Annotated in this window: 14 protein-coding genes; 4 read left to right on the top strand and 10 right to left on the bottom strand. The window is 62.9% G+C overall.

Annotated elements, in window-relative coordinates:
- Positions 1-12 precede the first annotated feature (12 nt).
- The 5 genes from ACVWZP_RS14775 to ACVWZP_RS14795 form a co-directional block, all read right to left on the bottom strand.
- Positions 13-483: a CS1 type fimbrial major subunit gene (locus ACVWZP_RS14775; protein WP_017844573.1), complete on the bottom strand. Its 471-nt coding sequence runs from the start codon at positions 481-483 to the stop codon at positions 13-15.
- The gene (locus ACVWZP_RS14780; RefSeq protein WP_017844572.1) at positions 480-1,220 is read right to left on the bottom strand and encodes a hypothetical protein; all 741 of its coding nucleotides are present in this window, start codon (positions 1,218-1,220) and stop codon (positions 480-482) included. Before ACVWZP_RS14780 ends, ACVWZP_RS14775 begins: the two co-directional genes overlap by 4 nt.
- Positions 1,221-1,338: 118 nt before the next feature.
- Positions 1,339-3,858 (bottom strand): TcfC E-set like domain-containing protein, encoded by a 2,520-nt coding sequence (locus ACVWZP_RS14785; RefSeq protein WP_457369887.1) that lies wholly within the window; start codon positions 3,856-3,858, stop codon positions 1,339-1,341.
- A gap of 114 nt (positions 3,859-3,972) precedes the next feature.
- A complete protein-coding gene (locus ACVWZP_RS14790) occupies positions 3,973-4,464 on the bottom strand; it encodes a CS1 type fimbrial major subunit (RefSeq protein WP_046384572.1) in 492 nt (163 codons plus the stop codon).
- Positions 4,465-4,908: 444 nt separating this feature from the next.
- A complete protein-coding gene (locus ACVWZP_RS14795) occupies positions 4,909-10,620 on the bottom strand; it encodes a dermonecrotic toxin domain-containing protein (protein WP_457369888.1) in 5,712 nt (1,903 codons plus the stop codon).
- A 157-nt stretch (positions 10,621-10,777) separates the two neighbouring features.
- Between ACVWZP_RS14795 and ACVWZP_RS14800 the strand changes: the two genes are divergently transcribed.
- A complete protein-coding gene (locus tag ACVWZP_RS14800) occupies positions 10,778-11,347 on the top strand; it encodes a PadR family transcriptional regulator (RefSeq protein WP_457369889.1) in 570 nt (189 codons plus the stop codon).
- Positions 11,344-12,111 carry a siderophore-interacting protein gene (locus tag ACVWZP_RS14805; protein WP_046384574.1) on the top strand — a complete coding sequence of 256 codons (768 nt, stop codon included), beginning with the start codon at positions 11,344-11,346 and terminating at the stop codon, positions 12,109-12,111. The genes ACVWZP_RS14800 and ACVWZP_RS14805 overlap by 4 nt, the downstream gene beginning before the upstream one ends.
- Position 12,112: 1 nt before the next feature.
- On the opposite strand, the gene ACVWZP_RS14810 is transcribed toward ACVWZP_RS14805, so the two are convergent.
- Both ACVWZP_RS14810 and ACVWZP_RS14815 read right to left on the bottom strand, forming a co-directional pair.
- Positions 12,113-12,736, bottom strand: a complete 624-nt coding sequence (locus ACVWZP_RS14810) for a Pr6Pr family membrane protein (RefSeq protein WP_017844565.1) — start codon at positions 12,734-12,736, stop codon at positions 12,113-12,115.
- A 4-nt stretch (positions 12,737-12,740) separates the two neighbouring features.
- Positions 12,741-12,974: a VF530 family protein gene (locus ACVWZP_RS14815; protein ID WP_010212838.1), complete on the bottom strand. Its 234-nt coding sequence runs from the start codon at positions 12,972-12,974 to the stop codon at positions 12,741-12,743.
- A gap of 210 nt (positions 12,975-13,184) precedes the next feature.
- Here ACVWZP_RS14815 and ACVWZP_RS14820 point away from each other — a divergent pair, with 210 nt between their 5' ends.
- Positions 13,185-15,203 (top strand): TonB-dependent receptor, encoded by a 2,019-nt coding sequence (locus tag ACVWZP_RS14820; RefSeq protein ID WP_046384575.1) that lies wholly within the window; start codon positions 13,185-13,187, stop codon positions 15,201-15,203.
- 443 nt (positions 15,204-15,646) lie between these two features.
- Here ACVWZP_RS14820 and ACVWZP_RS14825 read toward each other — a convergent pair whose 3' ends face one another.
- The gene (locus tag ACVWZP_RS14825; protein ID WP_032804350.1) at positions 15,647-16,771 is read right to left on the bottom strand and encodes an IS481 family transposase; all 1,125 of its coding nucleotides are present in this window, start codon (positions 16,769-16,771) and stop codon (positions 15,647-15,649) included.
- Between the two features lie 533 nt (positions 16,772-17,304).
- Here ACVWZP_RS14825 and ACVWZP_RS14830 point away from each other — a divergent pair.
- Entirely contained in the window at positions 17,305-19,716 is a 2,412-nt protein-coding gene (locus ACVWZP_RS14830; protein WP_046384576.1) for a glucose/quinate/shikimate family membrane-bound PQQ-dependent dehydrogenase, read from the top strand.
- 62 nt (positions 19,717-19,778) lie between these two features.
- On the opposite strand, the gene ACVWZP_RS14835 is transcribed toward ACVWZP_RS14830, so the two are convergent.
- The gene (locus tag ACVWZP_RS14835; protein ID WP_026139746.1) at positions 19,779-20,951 is read right to left on the bottom strand and encodes an ABC transporter substrate-binding protein; all 1,173 of its coding nucleotides are present in this window, start codon (positions 20,949-20,951) and stop codon (positions 19,779-19,781) included.
- Positions 20,948-21,922, bottom strand: coding sequence for a CobW family GTP-binding protein (locus ACVWZP_RS14840; protein WP_046384577.1), 975 nt, complete (start codon positions 21,920-21,922; stop codon positions 20,948-20,950). Before ACVWZP_RS14840 ends, ACVWZP_RS14835 begins: the two co-directional genes overlap by 4 nt.
- Positions 21,923-21,928: the final 6 nt, after the last annotated feature.

Consider the following 21,928-nt stretch of genomic DNA (forward strand, 5'->3'; position numbering starts at 1 on the left):
GTGGCCCCCGGTTCATGGGCGCAACGCATCGAAAATGATCTGCACGTTGCCGAAGTACTGGCCGGGGAGGTAACCGTCCTCAGGCTTCTGTGCGGCAATTTCCAGCAGCACCCGTTTGCCGACACGGGCCTCGGCTTCCGGCACCACGCGCATGGCGTCGAGCCCCAGCACCTGCTGATTGAAGGTGACGGTGAGCGCAATGTTGTCGCGGCCGTTGAACAGCACCGGTTCATAGGCGAGGTAGGCGTCCACCGCGCCCAACACGTTTTTCACATCGAAAGGCTCGCGCAGCGCACTCAGGGTTTCAGTCACCGGGTTCCAGCTCAGGGTTTGCTCACGCTCCAGAAAGCCGGGGTTGAGCGGCAATACATAGAAGTCACTGGTGGGGACTTTGACCGACACCTGGAACACCGCCTCCTCGCGGGCGGCCAGGGCGCTGAAGCTGAGCGCGCTCAACAGCGCCAACACAGCCCAGCGGCTCATCCTTTCACCTCTTGATTCTTCTGCGTGTCGCCTTCCACCAGCTTGAAGGTGTAGTGGCGCCCGGTTTGTTTATCGAAGGTAAAGGCACGCCCCGGCAGCACGTGGTTCTTGGTGGTCGGATGGCAATCGGTCGGCTTGCCGGCCACACAGTTCTTGAACTCGTCGACCACGATTACGCTGTTGCCGTTGTTGCGCAGTTCATAGCGAGTGGCGCCATCGTTGATGCGGGTGTCGTAGCGGGTGTCCTTGGGGCGCACGAAAAACACCGTGCCATAGCCGGCCAGCACGCTGACGCCGGCCTGCAGGGTCTTTTGATATTCCTCACGCTCTTCTTCGGACAGGGCAAAAGCGTCCTCTTTTTCCGGCACCACCGGGATGTAGCGCACCCGGAAGTAACGCTCGCTGGCGCGCTCGCCCATGTACAGCAAGCGCGTGCCCTGCATGCCGTTGGCCGGCACGATCAGGCGCGCGGGGCTGGCCATCAGGCCATCGCGGGCGCTGGCGTCAGCCTGGGATTGCACGGGAATTTCCTGGGGCACGCCGCTGGCGTCGTAGACGATTTCGAGGATCTCGACCTTGACGAACGCGGTGCTGGTGCCGCCGTTGAAGATGCGTTTGAGGTAGCTGCTCTTGCTCCCGTCCAGGTAGTCATAGACCACGCCGACGTTGATATTCGGGCCCGCCTGGACCCCCAGGGAAACCATCCACACGCCCAGGATTGCGGCTAATACTTTCATTGCTTTACACCTCATTAACGGTTGGCCTGAAGCCAACCCACTCGACTTGCGAAGCGCAAATACCCGCGCCCGAACAGGCCTATCCGTATCGATGTTCATGGCTTACACCCTGTGCGAATCACCCCGACGTCGGCCGCTCGAATGCGCTATCGGCCAAGGTATCCGGCGTGCAACGCAGGTCGCCGATCATCAGCACATCGTTTTCACTGCGGGCCTTGCTCGGGTCGAGGCGGAACTGACAGAGCAACTGGTTGCCCCGGCGCACTTCCAGGGTGGGCGAGCCGGCGTTCATTTCCATCGAGAAGAACCCGTCGACCTCGCTGACGCCACGGCTGGCATGGTTGATCACGTGATGCCCCTTGAGCGGGCGGCCCTGCGGGTCGAGCAGGCGACCGAGCACGGTGACGGTTTTCATCACGCGGATCTTGCGGTAGTCCACCCCGCCCTTGTTGATGTGGTAGGCGCTGCGCGGCGGCTGGATGTTCGCCGCCGGCGGGTGGTTGCCGTCGAAGTCGAACGCCACCGAGCCGGTCCGGTAGGCGGTGAGCGGCACGAAGTTGCGCCCCGGCCGCAGCGCGGTGCTGCCACCGCTGAGGTCGTCGGCGCGCAGGGTGATGTCGTCGAGGTCGGTTTCCACATCGACGATCATGCCCGCGCCGTCGCCGTGGTACTGGCTGGTCAGGGCCATCTTCCGGCCGCCGACGGCGAAGGTGCTGTGCAGGTTGAGGCCGCCGGTGAGGTTGCCGTTGAAGGAGGAGCGCTGGGCAAATGCATCGCCTGCGAGCATGTCGCCGTGGAAGCTGGTCATGCCGGACAGGCCGACGCCGTAGGTGTCGGTCAGCACGGTGGCCGAGACGTTCTGCAGCACATGGCCGCTGAGGTCTTTGCGGTAGGTCAGCGAGCCATTGTTGTCACGTTTGCCGTCGCGCGAGGTGCGCGAGCCGATGCTGCCCGACCACTGCTCGCCCGGCCCACCGAGGGCCAGGTTGAGGGTCAGGTCGACGCCACGGTTGCGCCGGTCGCCGGTGCTGCGGCTGGCGGGGCGGTCGAACAGCGACAGGCGCCAATTGGCATCGCTGCCGAACAACCGGTCGTGCTTGCTCCAACCCAGGTCCAGGCCGACGCCCTCGACGTTGCCCTGGCTGTGGGACAGGCGTGCATTGAGCGAATGCTGGTTGATCAGGCGGTGATTGATCGACAGCGACGAGGTACTGGTCTGGCCGACGAAGGTTTGCCGGGTGCGCAGCCGCGTGCCGTCGGGCAGCGTGTCGTAGGTGTTGCGGGTGTCCAGCCAACTGCGGTTGTGGCTGGCGATCACGCTGCCGGCGCCATAACTGTAGAGGCCTTGCACGTCCATGCCGGTGCCGTGGTCCTGGGTCTGGTAGACGTTGGCGTACAGGCTCGCCTGGGTCGCCAATGTCCAGTCGATGGAAGCGCCGTATTGCATGCGCTCCTGCACCTGGCGCCCGGACAAGCCGACGATCACACGCGGGTGCAGCAGGTAATTGAGCGAAGCGCCGGCGGTCATATCGCCTTTGTCGCGTTGCTCCCAGTTGTTGAACAAGGTGCTTTCGCGGCCGGCGAACACGTTGTAGCGCCAGCGCTCGTCATGGTTGCGCCAGTTGTTGGGCTTGTACACCAACTCCTGGGTGGTGGCAGTGACCTGGCCGTCCTCGACCAGGCGCACTTCCACTTCATAAATGCCACCGGGCAACGGCCGCGTATCGATGCTCTGCAAACCGGCGGCCACCGCCTGGGTGTTGATCAGCAGGCCGTTGCGGTAAATCTCCACCGAGCCCTGGCGGTTGGAGGTGACGTAGATCGGGTACACGCTGGGCTTGGGGTTGTTGATAGCCAGGCTGTCGGAACTGCCGAGCATCACACCCACGGCGATATCCGGCGCGGCGCCGAACGCACGCGGCTGGCGATTGAGCCCCTCGGAGGTGGGCGTGAAATAGCCCAGGCGCAGGAACTGGCCTTCGAATTCGCGCTGGGCGTACAGCGAATACAGTGCGTGATAAAGCTGGGTGTCCGGCCCGCCGAGGCGTGCCAGTTGCAGGTTGAGCGCATGGCTCCAGTTCCCCAGGCTACTGCTGGCTTCAACCCCGAAACGTCCGCCGAGTTCCTGCGCTTGGCCGCCGTTGAGGTTCAACTGGTTGCTGACAATCAAGCCCGTGCTGCCGTCCTGGGGCTGGTGGTAATAACGCTGATGATCGGTGTCGTGCTCGGCGTTCTCCGTGAGGATCGAGACCAGCGAGCTTTCCAGGTTGTAATGCACCGCCAACATCTTCTCCGGGCAGGTTTGCGTGCAACTTCCCAGGGCCGCGCCTTGTTGCAGGTAGTGGCTCCAGGTATCGCGCTCAGCGGGTTGTATCGGGCTGTCGCTGATATCGGTAAAGTCCAGCAGCGTGAGGCGGTCATCGCGCGAAAGTATCACCATCGCCTCGCCCAGAAAGACTTCGTCGCGTTCGATACGCACGGCCAGGGGCACATCAAAAAAATGCTCTTCGAATTCGCTCGGCAAACCTTTCGCCTGAGCCAGTAAACTGCGTGGCGTATAACTATTATCAGCCGCCGCCCAGGCAGCCGAACAGGCAAGCAGGGCCAGCGCCGCCGCGATGGGTTTCATCGGGAACATGAACTTAATACTCTATGGCGAACTGCAAACCATCTGGAAACCGACCGCAGGCGAACACAACCTGCGGGCGGTGGGTGTGATCGATAAGGCGCGGCCTTATCGCGTGCCGGGTGCTTAGAAAGCGGTGCGCGGCACGTTGTCGAAGATCACGGTGGCGACGCTGGTGTAGAGACCGGTCTGGGTGTCCGCCGGTTTGGCGGCCTTGATGGTCATCATTTTTTGCAGGCCGGGGTTGGACTCTGCGTCGGCGGCCACTTCTTGCGGGCTACCGGTCAGGGCCACGGTGCCCAGGGTGATGGTCAGCGGGATCGAGTCCGTGCCGTTGGTGAGCGCCGCCGGGCCGTCCTGCAGGTAGGCGTCGATCGAGCCACCGGTGTTTTTCAGGGTGAACATCGAGGACAGCGTGCTCAGTTCGCCGGTCACGGTGTTGTAGGTCATGATTTCGTCGCGACCGAAGTTGGGGTCCAGGGGCTGGGCGTGGAACTGCTTGGTAGGGATGTCGGCCTTGATGTTGATCGTGGTGCTTGCATCGTTGGCGGCCATGGCAGCCGAAGAACCCAATACCGCAACAGCCAGCGGGAGCAGAACAGCAAACTTCTTGATCATGCTTGAATACCTAGTAGTCATTTAAAGGAAGGCGGTTAACTAAAAAGCAAGTCAAGACTCACTTCCAACTAACAGCGCGGCGCAATGTTCATTGTTTGGCTGAACATTCAACGCCGGGAAATATTCGACCAATGCGCTTTAAAAGTAAGCAGGCAAGCTCCGAGAAACATGCAGGCCAATAGGCCATTACGCTGGAGGAAGAAATGCAATAAATACGATTTTTAAAAAAACGACTGTAAGACGTTAATGACACACAGATAATTCAATAAAAGCAGTACAGTTATCAAGAGACACTTAACGTACAACTTCACATCTGTAGTATAGGGACTACACGAGGGCGTCACTCTACGCCTTCAACGGCCGCCGCCTAGATTGACGACGGTGTTATTGACGTAGGATCTGGACTTTTCCACCCCCCTGCCCGCGCCGGCAGGGGGGTCAGGTTTACTGGACGTGGGTGAGTTTCACCACCTGATCGAGGGCCGAGAGCAGCCGTTCGAACGCGCTGAACCGTTCGTCCTTCAGTTCTGCCCAGCGCTCGATGAAGAAGCGGCCTTGATCGTCGATCTGCACCGGCGTGGAAAGGATCTCGCCGCTGCGCGAGTGATGCACCAGATTCACTTCATGGGGTGAAAGCTGCTCGACCATGAACTGCCCCGGTCGCGTCAAGCGTGAACGATCGGCGGGAACATAGGCGCGAGGAGGACGCATGCCAGGGACGCCGACAGCCAGGGTGAAGTCGCTGCGGATCGCCGTCAGCCGGTTGGGGTACAACGACGATCCGTAGGCGACGGTCCATTGCAGCCCTGAGCGCAGCTCGCTGGCCGTGCCCGCCGGTACATCTGAGAGCCGCAGGCTGATCGCCCCTTGCGTCTGGGCCACCCCCGCAATCCCTTCGACCGAATGCACATGAGCATTGCCCATGTGCGCCACCCACTTGTGCGCGCCCTGGGCCGCCTGGTCTAGACGGATGACCTCGCCGGCAAAGAAGTTGAACATCGCAATGCGCGACGTCTGCGGCGCGCTCATACCCTTGGTGTGGTAGCTCGATACGCAATCCAATGCGCGGATGCGCAGGCCGTGTTTGCCTGCCACTTCCACCACGCTGGTGTACGTGTGCGGCCCGCGGTACTCGGGCATGTGGCCCCGGTCGAGGGTCCACAGGCGGTCTTTGAGCGCTGGGGGCAATACGCCCGTGCGCTGGAAGGTATCCAGGTCGGCCTGGTGCAGGTCGGTGAACAGGTGCTCCATGTACAGGGTTTTGACGCCTTGCTGCTTGAGCGCCTTCATCTGATCGATCAGCAGCGCCTTGCTCGATTGCTCGACGTGGCTCTCGCAGACAATCAGCCCCCGAGCGTGTTGGTAGCTTTGCGCGATAAAGTCGGCGGGCGTGGTGTTCGCCGGCAGGTCCGGCAACGTCGGCCTGGGGGGCAGTTCAGGGGTTTTGAAGAACGCCTGCGCCGTTTTGTTCAGGCGCTCGCGGGTCTTGCGGAAGGCGCTTTCGGCAGCGGCGATTTTCGGGTTGAGCGACCCATAACGGGTGTCGAACGCATGCGCTCCTTTGCCCATTTCATGCAGCTCGGGGACGAACCGCGAGTCGATGTCGAACTCGCTGTACGCGCTTGCGCGGCCAGGCGCGGTGACAAATGCCGGGGGCGCCGTGTAGGCGGTTTGCAGGGTCAGCTTGAAGTCGGCTTTGGCCGCCGGGTCGTCGACGATCGCGCCGGGCGTATCGTTCCAGATGCCCACCGGTTGGCCGGGGGCGACGTCTTCGACGCGCACACTCAGGGTCTTTTGCAGGTCGGCCAGGCCCGGGGTCTGGGTGTGCGTGTTGAGACGGCGGCTGTCGACCAGGGCGACCCACCCTTCGCCGGGTTTTGCGCCGATGTCGGCCTCGATCAGCGTGTGGGAGTAGAAGTTTCGCTGGGCGTTGGGCCGAGGGCTGACCAGCGCGCCGTTTTTCAGGTTGAAGGCTTTGTCTACCTCGTAGCCGGTGGACGCGTCCAGCCCACAGACGGCGATGTTTTGCCGGCGCGCCGCAAGGATCAGGGCGCGATAGGAATGCGGCGAGTCGTTGGCGATCCCCAGGGCTGCCTCGACTTTTTTCAGGTACTCGCTGATGTGCCAGTAGCTGCCGCCGGCGTTGAACTTGTCCAGTTTGCCCCGGAACAGGTCCGCCGGCAGGTACTCGATGTACAGGCGCCGCACGCCCTGCTCGTAGAGGGTGTGCATATTGTCGATCAGCAGCTGTTTGGCGGCGAGCGAGCCAGGCACGGCGCCCACCACCAAGCCGGGGTTTTCCTTGAAGGCGCTTTCCAGGATGTGCCGATGGCTCGCGCTGGCTTCGAAGGCCAGTACATCGGCCCTGGGAACGATGGGATTGAGCTGGGCGAAGAACGTGTCGGCATCGCCGCGCAACTGCAGGTAGGCGTGCAGGTAAGGGGCCTGGAGCGGGGCCATTTCATAGGTCAGCAGGCTGTCGCGGGTGCCCTCGCCCAACAACTCATCGACGCTGGAGGTGTTGCGAAACTCCACGCTCAGAACGCTTTCGTAGTCTTTGGCCAGCTCCGGCGGAACTTCATAGCGCTGCAACGCGTGGGGGCTTGGCGCGGGGCGTTTCGGCGCCCCGCCGGTGAGGCCCGAGCGCACCCAGCGGCCCTCGGCGTTCTGGTTGACCAGGCGGGCGGTCGACACGAGTTTGCCGCTCACCGGGTCCTGGCGAAACAGCAGATAGCGGCCCAAGGCATCGGGGGTTTTGCCCGCCCACAACGGCCGGCCCTCGAACCACACCGCCTGCATACCGGCGAGCGCGGGGCTCGGCGGCTGCAGTTGCTGGATCAACGCCATGGCCTGGCGCGGCGCTGCTGGGCGCATGAGGTGGCGCATCGGCCGGAGCAGCGGGCCGATGGACTTGAGTGCCGGGCGCAGGTCGGTGAACACCGCGCCGAGACTGTTGCTCAGGTAGCCGACGAAGTGTTGCAGCGCCGCATCGGTGTCGCCCTGGTTGTAGGCGTGCAGGGCCAGCATGCCGTCCTTGAGCGCCAGCAGCAGGCCCAGGCTCAGGCTCAACACCGGGAACGGTGCGGTCGCAATGGCGATCAGCGGTTCGAGGCAACTCCAGACCAGGCCCATGATCATGTCGGTGCGATTGAGCGTGGTGGCGGCAACGTCGTCGATCTTGCGTTGCAGCTTCATGTCGTGCAGCAGGTGACGCAGGTCGAGCACGGGCGGCACGCGCTCGATCGCGTCGTAGCGCGCCAGGCTCAGGTCGGTGCTGTTGAGGTCTGCGGGCAGGCCGGCCTGGGCGGTTTGCAGAAAACGCCGCACGCGCACCCGGGACTGCACACCGACGCGGGCGCTGAAGTAATCGAGCATGCCGTCGACTTTTTTCAGCAGGTAGTTGAACAGCCGGGCTTCGCGCAAGAACACGCCGTCCGGCGCCTGCGGTGTATAGAGCAACACCGGATTCGCGCCGTGGCTGAACAGCAAGGTGTCGATCACCCAGTCGCCGTCGATCATCAGGCGATGCACGTTGTAGGTGCTGCGCGCTTCGACCGAGGTGTCGTCCAGGCTCTTGATGGCGCGTTCAAACCAATCCAGATCGACCTGGGCGATATGGCCTTTGAGGCGCGATTCGAGCGCCGCGCTGTGCAACTGCAACTGGTTGATCGCCAGCGTTGCGTCGCGGCGCAGGGCATATCCGGGGCTGGCCGGGTTTTGCAGTTTGGCCTGGACTTCATCGGCGTAGCGCTGGCCGATCCATACGCCACGCACCGAAAGCGCGACCTTGCGCGGCGTGAGCTTGCTCAGGTCGACCCCGGCCGGGCCCATGAAGGTGGCGACGGTGTCGAACCTGGCGTCGAGAAACCCCAGCGAATCCTCATAACCATCGCGATACAGGCGGGTGTAGGACACCGACGCGGGGCGCGTCAACGCCGGGAAGTCTTTGGGGTAATGCACCCACACCGTATCGGGGTCGACATCGTTTTGCCGCTGGCGCCCCAGCAGGGCGTTGAGCTGCGTCTTGGCCTGCGCATGCAGGAAGCGCTCGAAGCTGATGAAGCGGGCGTCGGATAACGGGTTTTGCGCATAGGTGTTCGCCGCGCCTTCGGCGTTTTCCGCCAGTTGAGTCAGTTGTCGACGCTGGGCCTCGGTGGCGGCCCGGTACCACGTCGGGGTGCCCCAGTGGTAATCGTCGGTCTGCACCTGCAGCAGTTGGGCGCGCAGGGCCTTGAGGCAATCGCCGTGGTCGGCCGCCTGGCTGAAGGTGACGTGGCGATATTCCTGGCGCGCCGGAATGAAGCCCAGGCCAGCCATGAACGTTTCCAGACCCGCACGGGACTTGAGGGCGACTTGCCCCAGCAGATAAGCGCGCATGGTTTCGTCCGCGCACCAGCCGAGGATATGCGCCTGGCAGCCGGTTTCCGTGTCGAACCCATGAAACTGCTGGGCCTGCGGCGCTTCGGGGGTACACAGCAGCAAGCGCTGGATCGCGCCCTGCTCGTCGCGCTCGCGCAGCAGCCAGAGGTCCTTGAGCACGCAGCCATTGAGCGCAACGCTGCTCGCGTGCAGTTGCGCGTCGGTGCCGCGACGCAGGCGGGTAACGCGTTGATAGTCGGCCTCGGTGATGTGGTTTTGCAGCGTGGCCGTGTAGGCCAGGGCATTGATGCGGCGGTCGAGCATCTGTTCGATGGCGGCATGGATCTGCGGCTTGGCGTAGTACTCGCGGCGCACGGCCTCAAACTCCGCACGCGGTTTGAGGCTGTCGAGCAGGCTGACCAGATAGGCCGGGGTCAGGTCTTGATAGCGCTCGGGCAGTGGCGCGTCGGCATACGTGAGGGTGGTATTGAGCAAAAACGCCGAGCCGGGCAGTTCGTCGCCGGTGTGCAGGCCGCGCAGCGCCAGCGCGGTCAGGTTGTGTTTCTGCTCGTAGGCGCCGACCCTGGCCACACTGCGGCGCGTGCGGACTTGCAGGCGGTCAGGGTCCAGGTCGGTGATTTCCAGGTCAGCGGCCAGTTGTTCGAGCAACTGATAGCGCGCCAGGGCCTGCGGCGAGGCGGCATGGCCGAACAGGTTCAGCAGGGCTTGGCGGGCCTCGTCGTACTCGCTCAGCTGCCGCGCCAGGGCCTCGCGCTGGTGGCTCGGCGCGTTGCGATACCAGGCCGGGGCGCTGTGCTCCAGGCAACGGTCGAGCAGGCGCTGGGCGCGCAATTCCAGGCGCGGGCTGAGGTCGGGCAAGGCCGCGCGAATCGCGTCGTCCAGCTCGGCAAGCAGCTGTCGGGCGCTATGGTCGGGGTTGGCGTCCAGGCTCAAGGCCCAATCGATATCCAGCGCGCGTTTGGCCAGCCTGGCGTCGTAGGTGTGTTCGCACAGCGGTTCGCTGTTGATGGGGACCAACTGCAACGGCCAGACGCCCATGACGGACAGCCCCCAGTACCGGCGCGGCAGCAGGCGCATGAACTCCTTGCGCCAACTGCCGACCGCTATCGTCTCGCGCAGTCGGCGGTTCATCTCGGCCAGCGAGCTGAACGACTCGAAGCCGCGGGCCGGCGTGAACAGCACGACGTAGCCGGCATCGTCGGCCGGGGTCAGCTGCGCGACCACGGGGGTGTTTTTTTCGGTCAACACAAAGGCCCCGGCGAACTCGATCGTCTGGGCTCGATAGCTGAACGTCAGCGCATAGATGCCCGGTCGAAAGCTCGGCCCGAGCCCCAGGTTCTGCACCAGACGGGCCTCTTCACGATGCAGCAGAGAGTCCTGGATGTTGAGCCTGGCTTCGAGTTCCAACGCGACCAGGCCGGCGTCGTTGGCCATGAACGTGCGCAGGCTTTGGCCGCCCAACACCCCGGTTTCGTCCAGTTTCTGCAAGTGCGCCGTGAGGTCGCGCTTGAGCGTCGCCAGCCGTTGCTTGCCCTCGTCACTTTGCAGGTCGGCCTGCGCCACATCGGCATACAGCGCACGACAGCGGTCGAAGTGAGCGCGCGCGTGCGCCGTGAGCGTCTGGTTGAGTTTTTCAAGCTGTTGTAACTCGACGGGGAGCGGCCGCTTGGACAGTAACGGGGTGTCGGTTTCGAGCAACTGGTGACCGATCTGATGCAGATAACCGCGTATTTCCAAGGAGGTTGGCGAGTAAGGGGGAGAAATCAATGTGCTCATCGCACTGGCTCCATGCACATGGGAAGAGCCATCAGCATGCTGGGCGCATCACGCGGGACGGTGGTAGTTAAGTAGGCCGCGACCGTTGGTCGACTGATCTTGAACAGTCTAAAGATATATCTTAAGTTATATCTTAACCAAAACGGAGAGACCCAAAATGAGAGAGCATCATCCCCATTCCCACGGCGACGGCCGCGACGGCTTCGAAAAACGCCCCGGCCGTGAACGCGGCGGTCGCGGCCCACGCGTGTTCGCCCCCGGCGACCTGAAGTTGCTGTTACTGGCGCTGATCGCCGAGCAGCCGTGCCACGGCTACGACCTGATCCGCCAGATCGAAGGCCTGTTCGACGGCGCCTACAGCCCCAGCCCCGGTGTGATCTACCCGACCCTGACCTTCCTTGAAGAAAGCGAATTGATCAGCGGCGATGCCGAAGGCGGAAAAAAACGCTACACCATCACCGACGCCGGTCGTCTTTCTTTAAGTGAGCAGGCGATTGCACTGGAAGGCGTGCGAATGCGTATCGACGTGAGCAAACGCTCGCTGCGCGGCCATGATCGCCCGCCCGAAATCCACGAGGCGGTGCATAACCTGCGTCATGCCTTGCAACTGCACCACGGACGCTGGAGCGCCGAAGAAATCGCGCGGGTCGCCACGCTGCTCAATAGCACCGCACAAGCCATCGTCGACGGCCCGGCCGTTCAAACTGTCCAGGGGGAAAATCAATGAATACGCCCGTCATCCATCGCGTCAGCCACGAGATCAAACGCCGTCGCCTCGACGTGCTGCGGGTGGTCGATATCACCCCGCGCATGCGCCGCATCACCCTCGGCGGCCCCGAACTGGCGGGGTTTGTCAGCCTGGGCAGTGACGATCACATCAAGCTGATGTTCCCGCAGAACGCCGCCGAGCAAGCCGCGCTACAAAGCCCGACCTTCAGCATCAAGGGCGATGGCCCGCAGCCGGCCATGCGCGACTACACGCCACGGCGTTTCGACCTGAGCCTCGGCGAGTTGGACATCGACTTCGTGCTGCACGGCGACGGCCCCGCCTCCACCTGGGCCGAGCAGGCTCAAGTCGGCCAGCACCTGTACATCGGCGGCCCACGGGGCTCGATGATCGTGCCGGACATCTTCGACAGCTACCTGCTGATCGGCGACGAAACCGCCCTGCCCGCCATCGCCCGCCGCCTCGAAGAACTGCCGGCCGGGCGCACGGTGCTGGCGGTGATCGAAATCGCCGATGCGGCGGAACGGCAAACACTGCAAAGCGCGGCCGAGGTGGAAGTGATTTGGGTGGTGCGCGGCCAGGCCGACCTGCTTGACACCGTGCGCGCACTGACGCTGCCGAGCGGTGCGCTGTACACCTTCGTCGCGATGGAAACCAAGCTGTCGCGCCAGGTGCGCCGGGTGCTGCTGGATACGCACAAGGTCGATGAAGCGTTCCTCAAGGCCGTCGGCTACTGGCGCGCCGAGGGCAGTGAGGAAGAATGAGTCATCCGTGGGGTTTGATGCTTTTATCCAACCCCACCACCGCCAGAGCAATCAGCACGAACCCCGCCAGGATCCCCCCGGCATTCACGAACACCTGTGGATAACCGAGGGTGCCGACGTCGAAAAACGGGTACTGGTATTGCCCGAGCAAATCCCCGCGCAGCAGCACATAGGCGAAGTACACCAACGGGTACAACACCCACAGGCCAATGTGTTTGCACTGCAACGTGCCCTTGGGCACACAGCGCCACCAGTAGACGACAAACAGCAGCGGCATCACGTCGTGCAGCAATTCGTCGGCGATGAACTGGAACCCTTCGGGCTGCCACAGGTGCCGCAGCAACAGGTTATAGGCCAGGCTCACCAGCACGATGCTGGCGACAATCGCGCTGCTGACCCTGGGCGCCAGGAAAAACCGCTTCGCCGCTGAATCACGATCAACCACGGCGTAGCTCAGCACCACCACCACCAGGGTGTTGGTCAACACGGTGAAGAAGCTGAAGAAGTTGACCAGCCCGCCCAACAGGCTCGCGCCCGTCGACCAGCGCGAATAGAAAATCAGGTATTGCTGAATCGCCAACCCCACCCAACCGGCCAGGGCCGCCGCCGTCACACAGCGTTTCATGGGCTCAGTCCAACGGGCGTTTGGTACGCATCAGTTTCACGTACAGCCCTTCGACTTTCTCCCGCGCCCACGGGGTTTTGCGCAGGAACGTCAGGCTCGACTTGATGCTCGGGTCGCTCTTGAAACAGCGGACATCGATGCGCTCGGCCAGACCGCTCCATTCGTAGTGTTCCACCAGGGTGGTGAGGACGTGTTGCAGAGTCACGCCGTGAAGCGGGTCGTTGCTTGTCGCGGTCATGCCAGGCCTTTTGCAAAAAGAGGAAATACAGCCGCGCACCTTAGCCGACGGGGCGAACAGGTGGAAGCACCGCATTGAATATAGCCCCTGGGGAAAAGTTGCCCTTTTCAGGGCAAAAAGAGATGTTATATTGTAACGATAATTATCAACCGTAAGCTGTTCGTTACCGTTTGCCGCCTTCTCTTTTTGTCGTTTGCCAAGGAATGTCCGATGTCCCTCTCCTCTGCCTGGCGCTTGTCGCCCCTCGCCGCCGCCCTGCTGATCTGCTCCGAAGCCCATGCGCTGGAACTGCAACCCCAAGTCATCACCGCCAACCCCCTGGGCAGCGCGCAACTGGCTTCGCCGACCACCGTGCTGGAAGGCGATGAGCTGACCCTGCAGCAAAAAGGCAGCCTCGGCGAAACCCTGAACAAGCAACCGGGCGTGTCGTCGTCCTACTTCGGCCCGGGCGCCAGCCGACCGATCATCCGCGGCCAGGATGGCGACCGCATTCGCCTGCTGCGCAACGGCGTGGGCGCGCTGGATGCGTCGTCGCTGTCCTACGACCACGCCGTGCCGCTGGACCCGGTCAACGTCGACCGCATCGAAATCGTGCGCGGCCCGGCGGCCCTGTTGTACGGCGGCAGCGCCATCGGCGGGGTGGTCAACACCTTCGACAATCGCATCCCCACCGAAGCCATCGAAGGCATCCACGGCGCCGGCGAATTACGCTACGGCGGCGCCGACACCACGCGCAGCAGCGCGGGCAAACTCGAAGCCGGCAACGGCACCTTCGCCCTACACCTGGACGCGAATGCGCGGGAATTCAACGACCTCAAAATCCCGGGCCAAGCCCGCAGCCGCCACGCCCCGGAAGCCGAAGACGGCCCCGGCAAAAACGGCCGCCTGGGCAACAGCGACGGGCGCCAGGACGGCGGTGCGCTGGGCGGTTCCTACACCTGGGACGACGGTTATGCCGGGCTGTCCTACAGCACCTACGACAGCAACTACGGCTCACCCGCCGAACAGGCTGTGCGGATCCGCATGAAGCAGGACCACTACGCGTTTGCCTCCGAGGTACGCAACCTGCAAGGCCCGTTCACCTCGGTGAAACTCGACGCCGGCTACACCGACTACGAGCACCGCGAAATCGAAGGCGGCGAAACCGGCACGATCTTCAAGAACAAAGGCTATGAAGCCCGGGTTGAAGCGCGCCACCAGCCGCTCGGCCCGTTCGACGGCGTGGTCGGCGCACAAGTGACCCGCAACGAGTTCTCGGCCCTCGGCGAAGAAGCCTTCGTGCCGCAGACCGACACCAACGCCGGCGCGCTGTTCATCCTCGAAGAAATGCAGGCCACCGAGCGCCTGAAACTCAGCCTCGGCGGGCGCCTGGAGCACACCAGCGTCGACCCGGACAGCAAAGGCAACGCGCGCTTCGCCAATGCCGACAAGACCAACGACTTCACCGCCGGCAGCCTGTCGTCCGGCGCGGTGTACACCCTCACGCCGATCTGGTCGCTGGCCGCAACCCTGGGCTACACCGAACGCGCGCCGACCTTCTACGAGCTGTACGCCAACGGCGCTCACGTCGCCACCGGCACCTACGAGTTGGGCAACGCCAACCTGAAGAAAGAAAAAGCCGTATCCAGCGACCTCGCACTGCGCTTTGACAACGGCACGCACAAGGGCAGCTTCGGCGTGTTCTACAGCCGTTTCTCCAACTACATCGGCCTGCTGGGCACAGGTCGCACATTGAACGACGAAGGTGAAGAAGACGCCGGCGGCATCCCCGAATACGAATACTCGGGAGTGCGCGCCCGTTTCGCCGGCTTTGAAGCCCAGGATCACTGGAAGCTCGGCGAAGGCGCCTACGGCAAGTTCGCACTGGAACTGTCGGGCGACTACACCCGCGCCACCAACCTCGACACCGGCGAAGCCCTGCCGCGCATCGCACCGCTGCGCCTGAACAGCGGCTTGCTGTGGGAACTGGACCGCTGGCAAGCGCGCATCGACATCGAACACGCCGCCGGACAAGGCCGTGTGCCCTCCAACGAAAGCGGCACCGACGGCTACACCACACTGGGTGCCAGCGCCGGCTATCGCTTCAACGTCGGCGGCAGCCAGTGGCTGGCATTCGTCAATGGCGAAAACCTGACCAACCAAACCGTGCGCTATGCCAGCTCGATCCTGCGCGACATCGCCCCGGCAGCAGGCAGAAGCGTACAAGTGGGCCTGCGCACCACCTTCTAACTATCCAAAAAGAACCGCCCCACGATGCAAAGCGAGGCTCTTGATCCGCTTTTGATCCAAAGCACCCCACAATGCGAAGCGAGGCTCTTGACCTGCTTTTGATCCAAAGCCCCCCACAATGCAAAGCGAGGCTCTTGATCCGCTTTTGATCCAAAGCACTCCACAATGCGAAGCGAGGCTCTTGATCTTGATCTGAGGCGCCCCGTTAAACCACGCTGGCCGAACGCAGGCTTGAATCCGTGGGTAACCCGGCAGGACGCCGGGTTAGCCGTCCTGGGCCAAGGATGGCCCATGACGGCGGCCCACGGATTCAAGCCGGAGTGAGGGCACACCGAGCACTAGCGAGGTGCCGAGTGGTGGGGCAAGAGCCCTTTGGTTACTTTGGGGCTTTTTGTACGGACCGGACACATGGTTGACACCTGTGCGGGGACATAGTGGACACATTATGCACCGTAGTCAGGGGTATTCACGTCGAAGGTCCGTAGGAAGTGATGGCAGAAGTAGACGTCAAACAAGCCATCGCTTTCAGCGTTAGGGCGTATTGCGATGTGCTGTCCAACCAGTCCTTTGGCGATGCTGAAGTAGCGTTTCTGAAAGCGAAACCGACTGTGATAAACCTTGGCCAACACATCATCCGGGCCATATTCAAAGTCTGACAGTTGCTGCGGATACGCCCAGGGGCTGCTCCGATAGCGGTCCATAGGCACCTTGTAGCCCAGCGCCTGATGCGGGCGTTGTAGGTTATAAACCTCACGCCATTGATCAAAAGCCGATTGAGCGTCCATCAGTGTGGAAAAGTGACGTCCATTGAGCACTTCTGCTTTGAGTGAACGATGGAAACGCTCGAGCTTTCCATTGGTTTGAGGGTGTCGAGGACGGCTAAAGCTGATCCGAATTCCCAGTCGAATCAGCCAGATACTCAGCTCTGTAATTTCTCCTGGATTGCGTGGCGAACCCCAGGGCGGGCCGTTATCAACGTTGATACGAGCCGGCAAGCCATAGCGCTGGAAAACCTCAATCATCTTCTCCTTCACCGTGGCTCCCCGTTCGTTGTCACAAGCCTGAATGGCCAGGCTGAACCGAGAGTGGTCGTCCAGCAGGGTCAGGGGGTGGCACCGACCTTGTTGCAGCGCGAAATGCCCTTTGAAATCCATCTGCCAAAGATCATTAGGCGCGTCGTGTTCAAACCGCAGCGTCGCCGCTTGTTCTTTCTGAGACGGTTGAATCAGGCCATGCCGGCGCAAGACATTGGTAACGGTACTTGGAGCGATACGCCTTTCCAACAGGCTGCTAATGGTGCGTCCGCCCCATGCTGGATGGGCCTGCCTAAGGGCGATGACTTGTGCTTCCAAAGCGGCCGGGGTCAGTTTGGGGCTGGTCGCTGGTCTGCGGGATTTTTCTTGCAGACCAGACTGGCCCTGCGCTTCGTAGCGTTCGATCCACTTGTACGCTGTTTGCGGGCTGATACTGAATCGTCGGCACAGCTCACGTTTATTGCTGCCGGGTTGCCGTGCTAAGGCAACGAATTCTTCTTTCAGGCTCATGGTGTCTCTCGTAGTCCAAGGCATGATGGTTTTCCGGCGAAATTAGCTCGCTGGAAAGTGTCCACCATGTCCCCGCACACCCGTCAACCATGTGTCCGGTCCGTACAGGCTTTTCCAAAGTGACCCGCCGTAAGGGCGGAACCCATAGCCGCCGTTACCGAAGAAACGGATATGCCCCCTCCCCCAAGGCCATCCACCAGCCCCCCTAACAACAACCCCACCCCCTCATCCCACAGCGACATTCTGTCACTGTTACCAAATCCGAAATAATGCATCTTGCGATTTTCACTTTCTCTCAACGCCCCACCGCATTATCCTTGGCGGCAATAACCTGAAACGATTCACTCTCGGTCAACCCCAACCTACCGAACACCCCTCGCCACAAAGACAGCGCTGTCTCACACCCGACCGCGCCTAAAAATAAATCACCCCCCTGTGGATACCCCCCGCTATCCCCAGGAAAAACCGACTCACGCTGAACCAAGCCCGTGCCAAATCGTCATCTACAGTGAAGACACACGGGGACACATAATTCCAACGTCACGGAGAAACACACTATGAGCACTGATGGTGCCTCAAGCCCAAGCCGCCTACTGCCCAGGCTGCTAGGCGTCTTGCTGCTGATCATGGGCCTGGCCTTACTGGCCGGCGGTATCAAGCTGAGCCTGCTCGGCGGGTCGCTGTACTACCTGCTGGCCGGTATCGGCATCACCCTGACCGGCCTTCTGCTGCTGGCCACCCGCCGCGCCGCACTGGGCCTATACGCACTGGTACTGTTCGCCAGCACCGTGTGGGCACTGTGGGAAGTCGGCCTGGACTGGTGGCAGTTGGTGCCGCGCCTGGCACTGCTGTTCGCCCTGGGCATCGTCATGTTGCTCCCATGGTTTCGCCGTCCGTTGCTGCGTGGCCAATCGGCACCACTGGGCACCGGCGCGCTGAGCGTGGCCGTGGTCCTGGCCGGCGCTGCCGCCGTGGCCAGCCAATTCACCCACCCGGGTGAAATCAAAGGCCAACTGGACCGCGACGCAGTACCGGGCATGGCCAGCGCCGCGCCGACCCAGGCCGATGGCGACTGGAATTCCTACGGCCGTTCGGCCTACGGCGATCGCTACTCGCCTCTGGCGCAGATCACCCCGGAAAACGCCCACAAACTGGTTCCAGCGTGGACCTACCGCACCGGCGACATCCCAGGCCCGAACGACCCGGGCGAGACCACCGCGGAAAACACCCCGCTGAAAGTCAACGGCATGCTCTACGTGTGTACCCCGCACAGCCAGGTGATTGCCCTGGACCCGGATACCGGCAAGGAAATCTGGCGTTTCGACCCGAAGATCAGCACCGAAGGTGCCGCAAACTTCAAGGGTTGGGCGCACATGACCTGCCGTGGCGTGTCGTATCACGATGACGCCGCCTACGCCTCCGAACAGAGCCCGACCGGCAGCGCCAGCCCGGCTGCCGCGCCGAACGCCTGCCCGAAACGCATCTTCGTGCCGACCGCCGACACTCGCCTGATCGCCCTGAACGCCGACACCGGCAAGATGTGCGAAGACTTCGGCGACAAAGGCCAGGTCGACCTGCGTGCCAATATCGGCAGCTTCGCCCCAGGCGGTTACTACTCCACTTCGCCACCGGCGGTGACCAAAAACCTGGTGGTGATCGGCGGTCACGTCACCGATAACGTCTCCACCGACGAGCCCAGCGGCGTGATCCGCGCGTTCGACGTCCACACCGGCAAGCTGGTGTGGAACTGGGACAGCGGCAACCCGGACGACACCACCCCGTTGGCCGAAGGCAAGACCTACACCCGCAACTCGCCGAACATGTGGTCCATGTTCTCTGTGGATGAAAAACTCGGCATGCTCTACCTGCCGATGGGCAACCAGATGCCCGACCAATACGGCGGCGACCGTACCGAAGACTCGGAAAAATACAGCGCCGGCCTGACCGCCCTGGACATCGACAGCGGCCACGTGAAGTGGACCTTCCAGTTCACCCACCATGACCTGTGGGACATGGACGTGGGTGGCCAGCCTTCGCTGATCGACATCAAGACCGAAGCCGGCGTGAAACAAGCGGTGATGGCGTCGACCAAACAAGGCAGCATCTACGTGCTGGACCGCGCCACCGGCCAACCGGTGGTGCCGATCCACGAAGTGGCCGTGCCGCAAGGCGCAGTCGCAGGCGATCACACCGCGCCGACGCAACCGAAGTCTGATCTGAACTTCATGCCACCGCCGCTCAAAGAGCGCGACATGTGGGGCGTGACCCCGTTCGACCAGATGCTGTGCCGCATCGATTTCAAATCCATGCGCTACGACGGTGCGTTCACCCCGCCTTCGCTGCAAGGTTCGATCGTTTATCCGGGTAACTTCGGCGTGTTCGACTGGGGTGGCATTTCCGTCGACCCGGTGCGCCAGATCGCGTTCGTGAACCCGAACTACATGGCGTTCAAATCGAAACTGATCCCGGCCGCCGACATTGCCAAGCAAGGCCCGCGCATCAGCGAAACCCAAGGCGTGCAGCCGAACAAAGGCGCGCCCTACGGCGTGATCCTCGAAGCGATGCTGTCGCCGATGGGCCTGCCGTGCCAGGCACCGGCGTGGGGTTATGTGGCGGCGGTCGACCTGACCACCCACAAAACCATCTGGATGCACAAGAACGGCACCGTGCGCGACAGCTCGCCGGTTCCGCTCCCGCTGACCATGGGCGTGCCTAGCCTGGGCGGCACTTTCACCACCGCCGGTGGCGTGTCCTTCCTCAGCGGCACCCTCGACCAGTACCTGCGTGCCTATGACGTGAAAAACGGCAAGCAACTGTGGGAAGGTCGCCTGCCAGCCGGTGCGCAAACCACACCGATGACCTACACCGGCAAGGACGGCAAGCAATACGTGCTGGTCATGGCCGGCGGTCACGGCTCCCTGGGCACCAAGCAGGGTGACTATGTGATGGCGTTCAAACTGCCGGATTAAGCAAAACCTGCAGCAAAACAAAGGCGGCTACCCTCACAGGTAGCCGCCTTTTTTGGTTGGCATCAGCCTCGCGCGCGCATGAAATCCCCCCAGCGCCGCACCAGGTAGTTGTGTTCATCCATCACCGAATTCCACACCGCGATATGCCCCATGCGCTGTTCATAGGAGCCGCCGTCGCGCACTTCGCCGATATCGATCAGCGGCAGGCCGTCGCTGCCCGGTAACTCTTCGCGCGCGGGCTTGCCGGCGTACCAGTAGTCCCATTCGGCGCTGGTCAAGTGATCGCGGCTGCGTGCCGGGTTGCCGATGTAGTAACCCTGGCGTGCCATCACCGCGCCCGGCCAGCCGGACAACCACCAATTGAGGTACGCATAAGCCGCGTCGAGCACCGGGCCCTGGGCATGGCGCGACAACGACAGGCCGCCGAACCAGGCGCGATAGCCTTCACGCGGCACCGCCAGGCGGTACTTCACCCCGGCGCGATGCAGGCGCATCAGGGTCGGCGACCACAGGCTCTGGATATCGATGTTCGGGCTGAGCATCAATTGCGCGGCTTCTTCATCGTCGGACCAGAACGCCGCGAAGTGCCCTTCCTTCTGCTTGCGCACCAGGATATCGGCGAGCACGTCGATCTCTTCGATGCTCATGTTGCCGATGTCCCTGAACCTCGCCAGCCCGGCGCCCTGCACCGCCAACGCGGCATCGAGCGCGCCGATGGCCGCGTCACTTTGCAACGCGGTGCGCGCGCGCAACAGCGGGTCGAGCAGCCAGCCCCAGCTTTCGTTGCTGCGGCTGAACGCCTCGGGCAGGCGCTCGGGGCGGTAGGCGAAGCTGTCGGCGTTGTGGGTCAGCGGCAACATGCTGATGCGTTCGGTGACCGTGCTGCCGAGGCTACCATCGTGCTGCACAAACAGCCGCTCGCTGGGCACGCTGCCACTGCCCAGGCGGTCGCTGGGCGACAGGCGACCGCGCTTGGGCAGGTCGTTGATCTCGTGCCACAAGGCGATGCGCCGCGTGTCGATGGGTTGGATCGCGCGGGCGGGCCATACGAAGTCGACGTTGTGGAACCACTGGTCGTACAGGTCGTAGCTGTCGGGCTGCATCACGGCGATGCGCTGGGCCTGTTCGACGTCATGCACCTGGTACACCAGGCGAATGCCCAGTTCCTGTTCGGCCCGCACGCGCAAGCATTCGAGCAAGGTCACCGACGTACCGAGGACTCTTAAGGTGATCATGCCGCGAACCGCCGTGAAAACGCCTCAAACGAGCGGCGCAGTAGCACCGGGTCGAGGCCGCGCAGGATAAACACCAGGCGCGATTGGCGGTCGCTGCCCGGCCACGCTGGCAGGTGGACCGGCGCATGCAGGCAGTGCTGCACACCATGAATGACGATGGGGGCCGAGCTTGCGTTCACGTTGAGCAGTCCTTTGACGCGAAGGATTCGTTCGCCATGGCATCTTAACAGCATCGACAACCACACTCCGAAACCGACCCAATCCAGCGGCCGGTCGAAGCTCAGGCAGCAGACTTGCGCGGCGCCGTGGCGGGCGGTGGTGGTCCGGTGCAGTTGCCAGCGCCTGACTTCGGCGGCCGGTTCGGCGCTGCGCAGACCTGCGCCGAGCAGCAGTTGATCGCCGCTGTGGATGTCGCGACTATCAAGGATCGGCGTGCCCGCGTTCAGCGCCTGCAGGTGCAGGCGCAGCGGCGTGCAGTCGTCCACAAGGTCGGTCTTGCTCAGCAGCAAGCGATCCGCCGCCGCCACCTGGGCCAGCCATTCCGGGTGCAGGCGTTCCTGCAGGGCCGCGTGGCTGGCGTCGACCAAGGTGATGACCAGGCCGATATGAACACGCCCGCGCAGTTGCACGTCGTTGTTGAGGGTCGCGAGGATCGGCGCCGGGTCGGCCAGGCCGGTGGTTTCCAGGATCACCCGCTTGAAGGCCGGGATCTCGCCGCGCTCGCGGCGTTGCAACAGGCTGAGCAATGCGTCTTTGAGTTCGCCGCGAATCGAGCAGCACACGCAGCCGCCGGGCAGCAGCACCGTGTCCGGCGCCACCTCTTCCACCAGCAGGTGGTCGATGCCGACGTCGCCGAACTCATTGATCAGCAGCGCCGTGTCGCCAAGGCTCTCGCCCTGCAGCAGGCGCGTGAGCAAGCTGGTCTTGCCACTGCCGAGGAAGCCGGTGATGACGTTGAGGGCAATACTCATATGTTA

It is taken from the genome of Pseudomonas sp. TE36184, assembly GCF_054060055.1.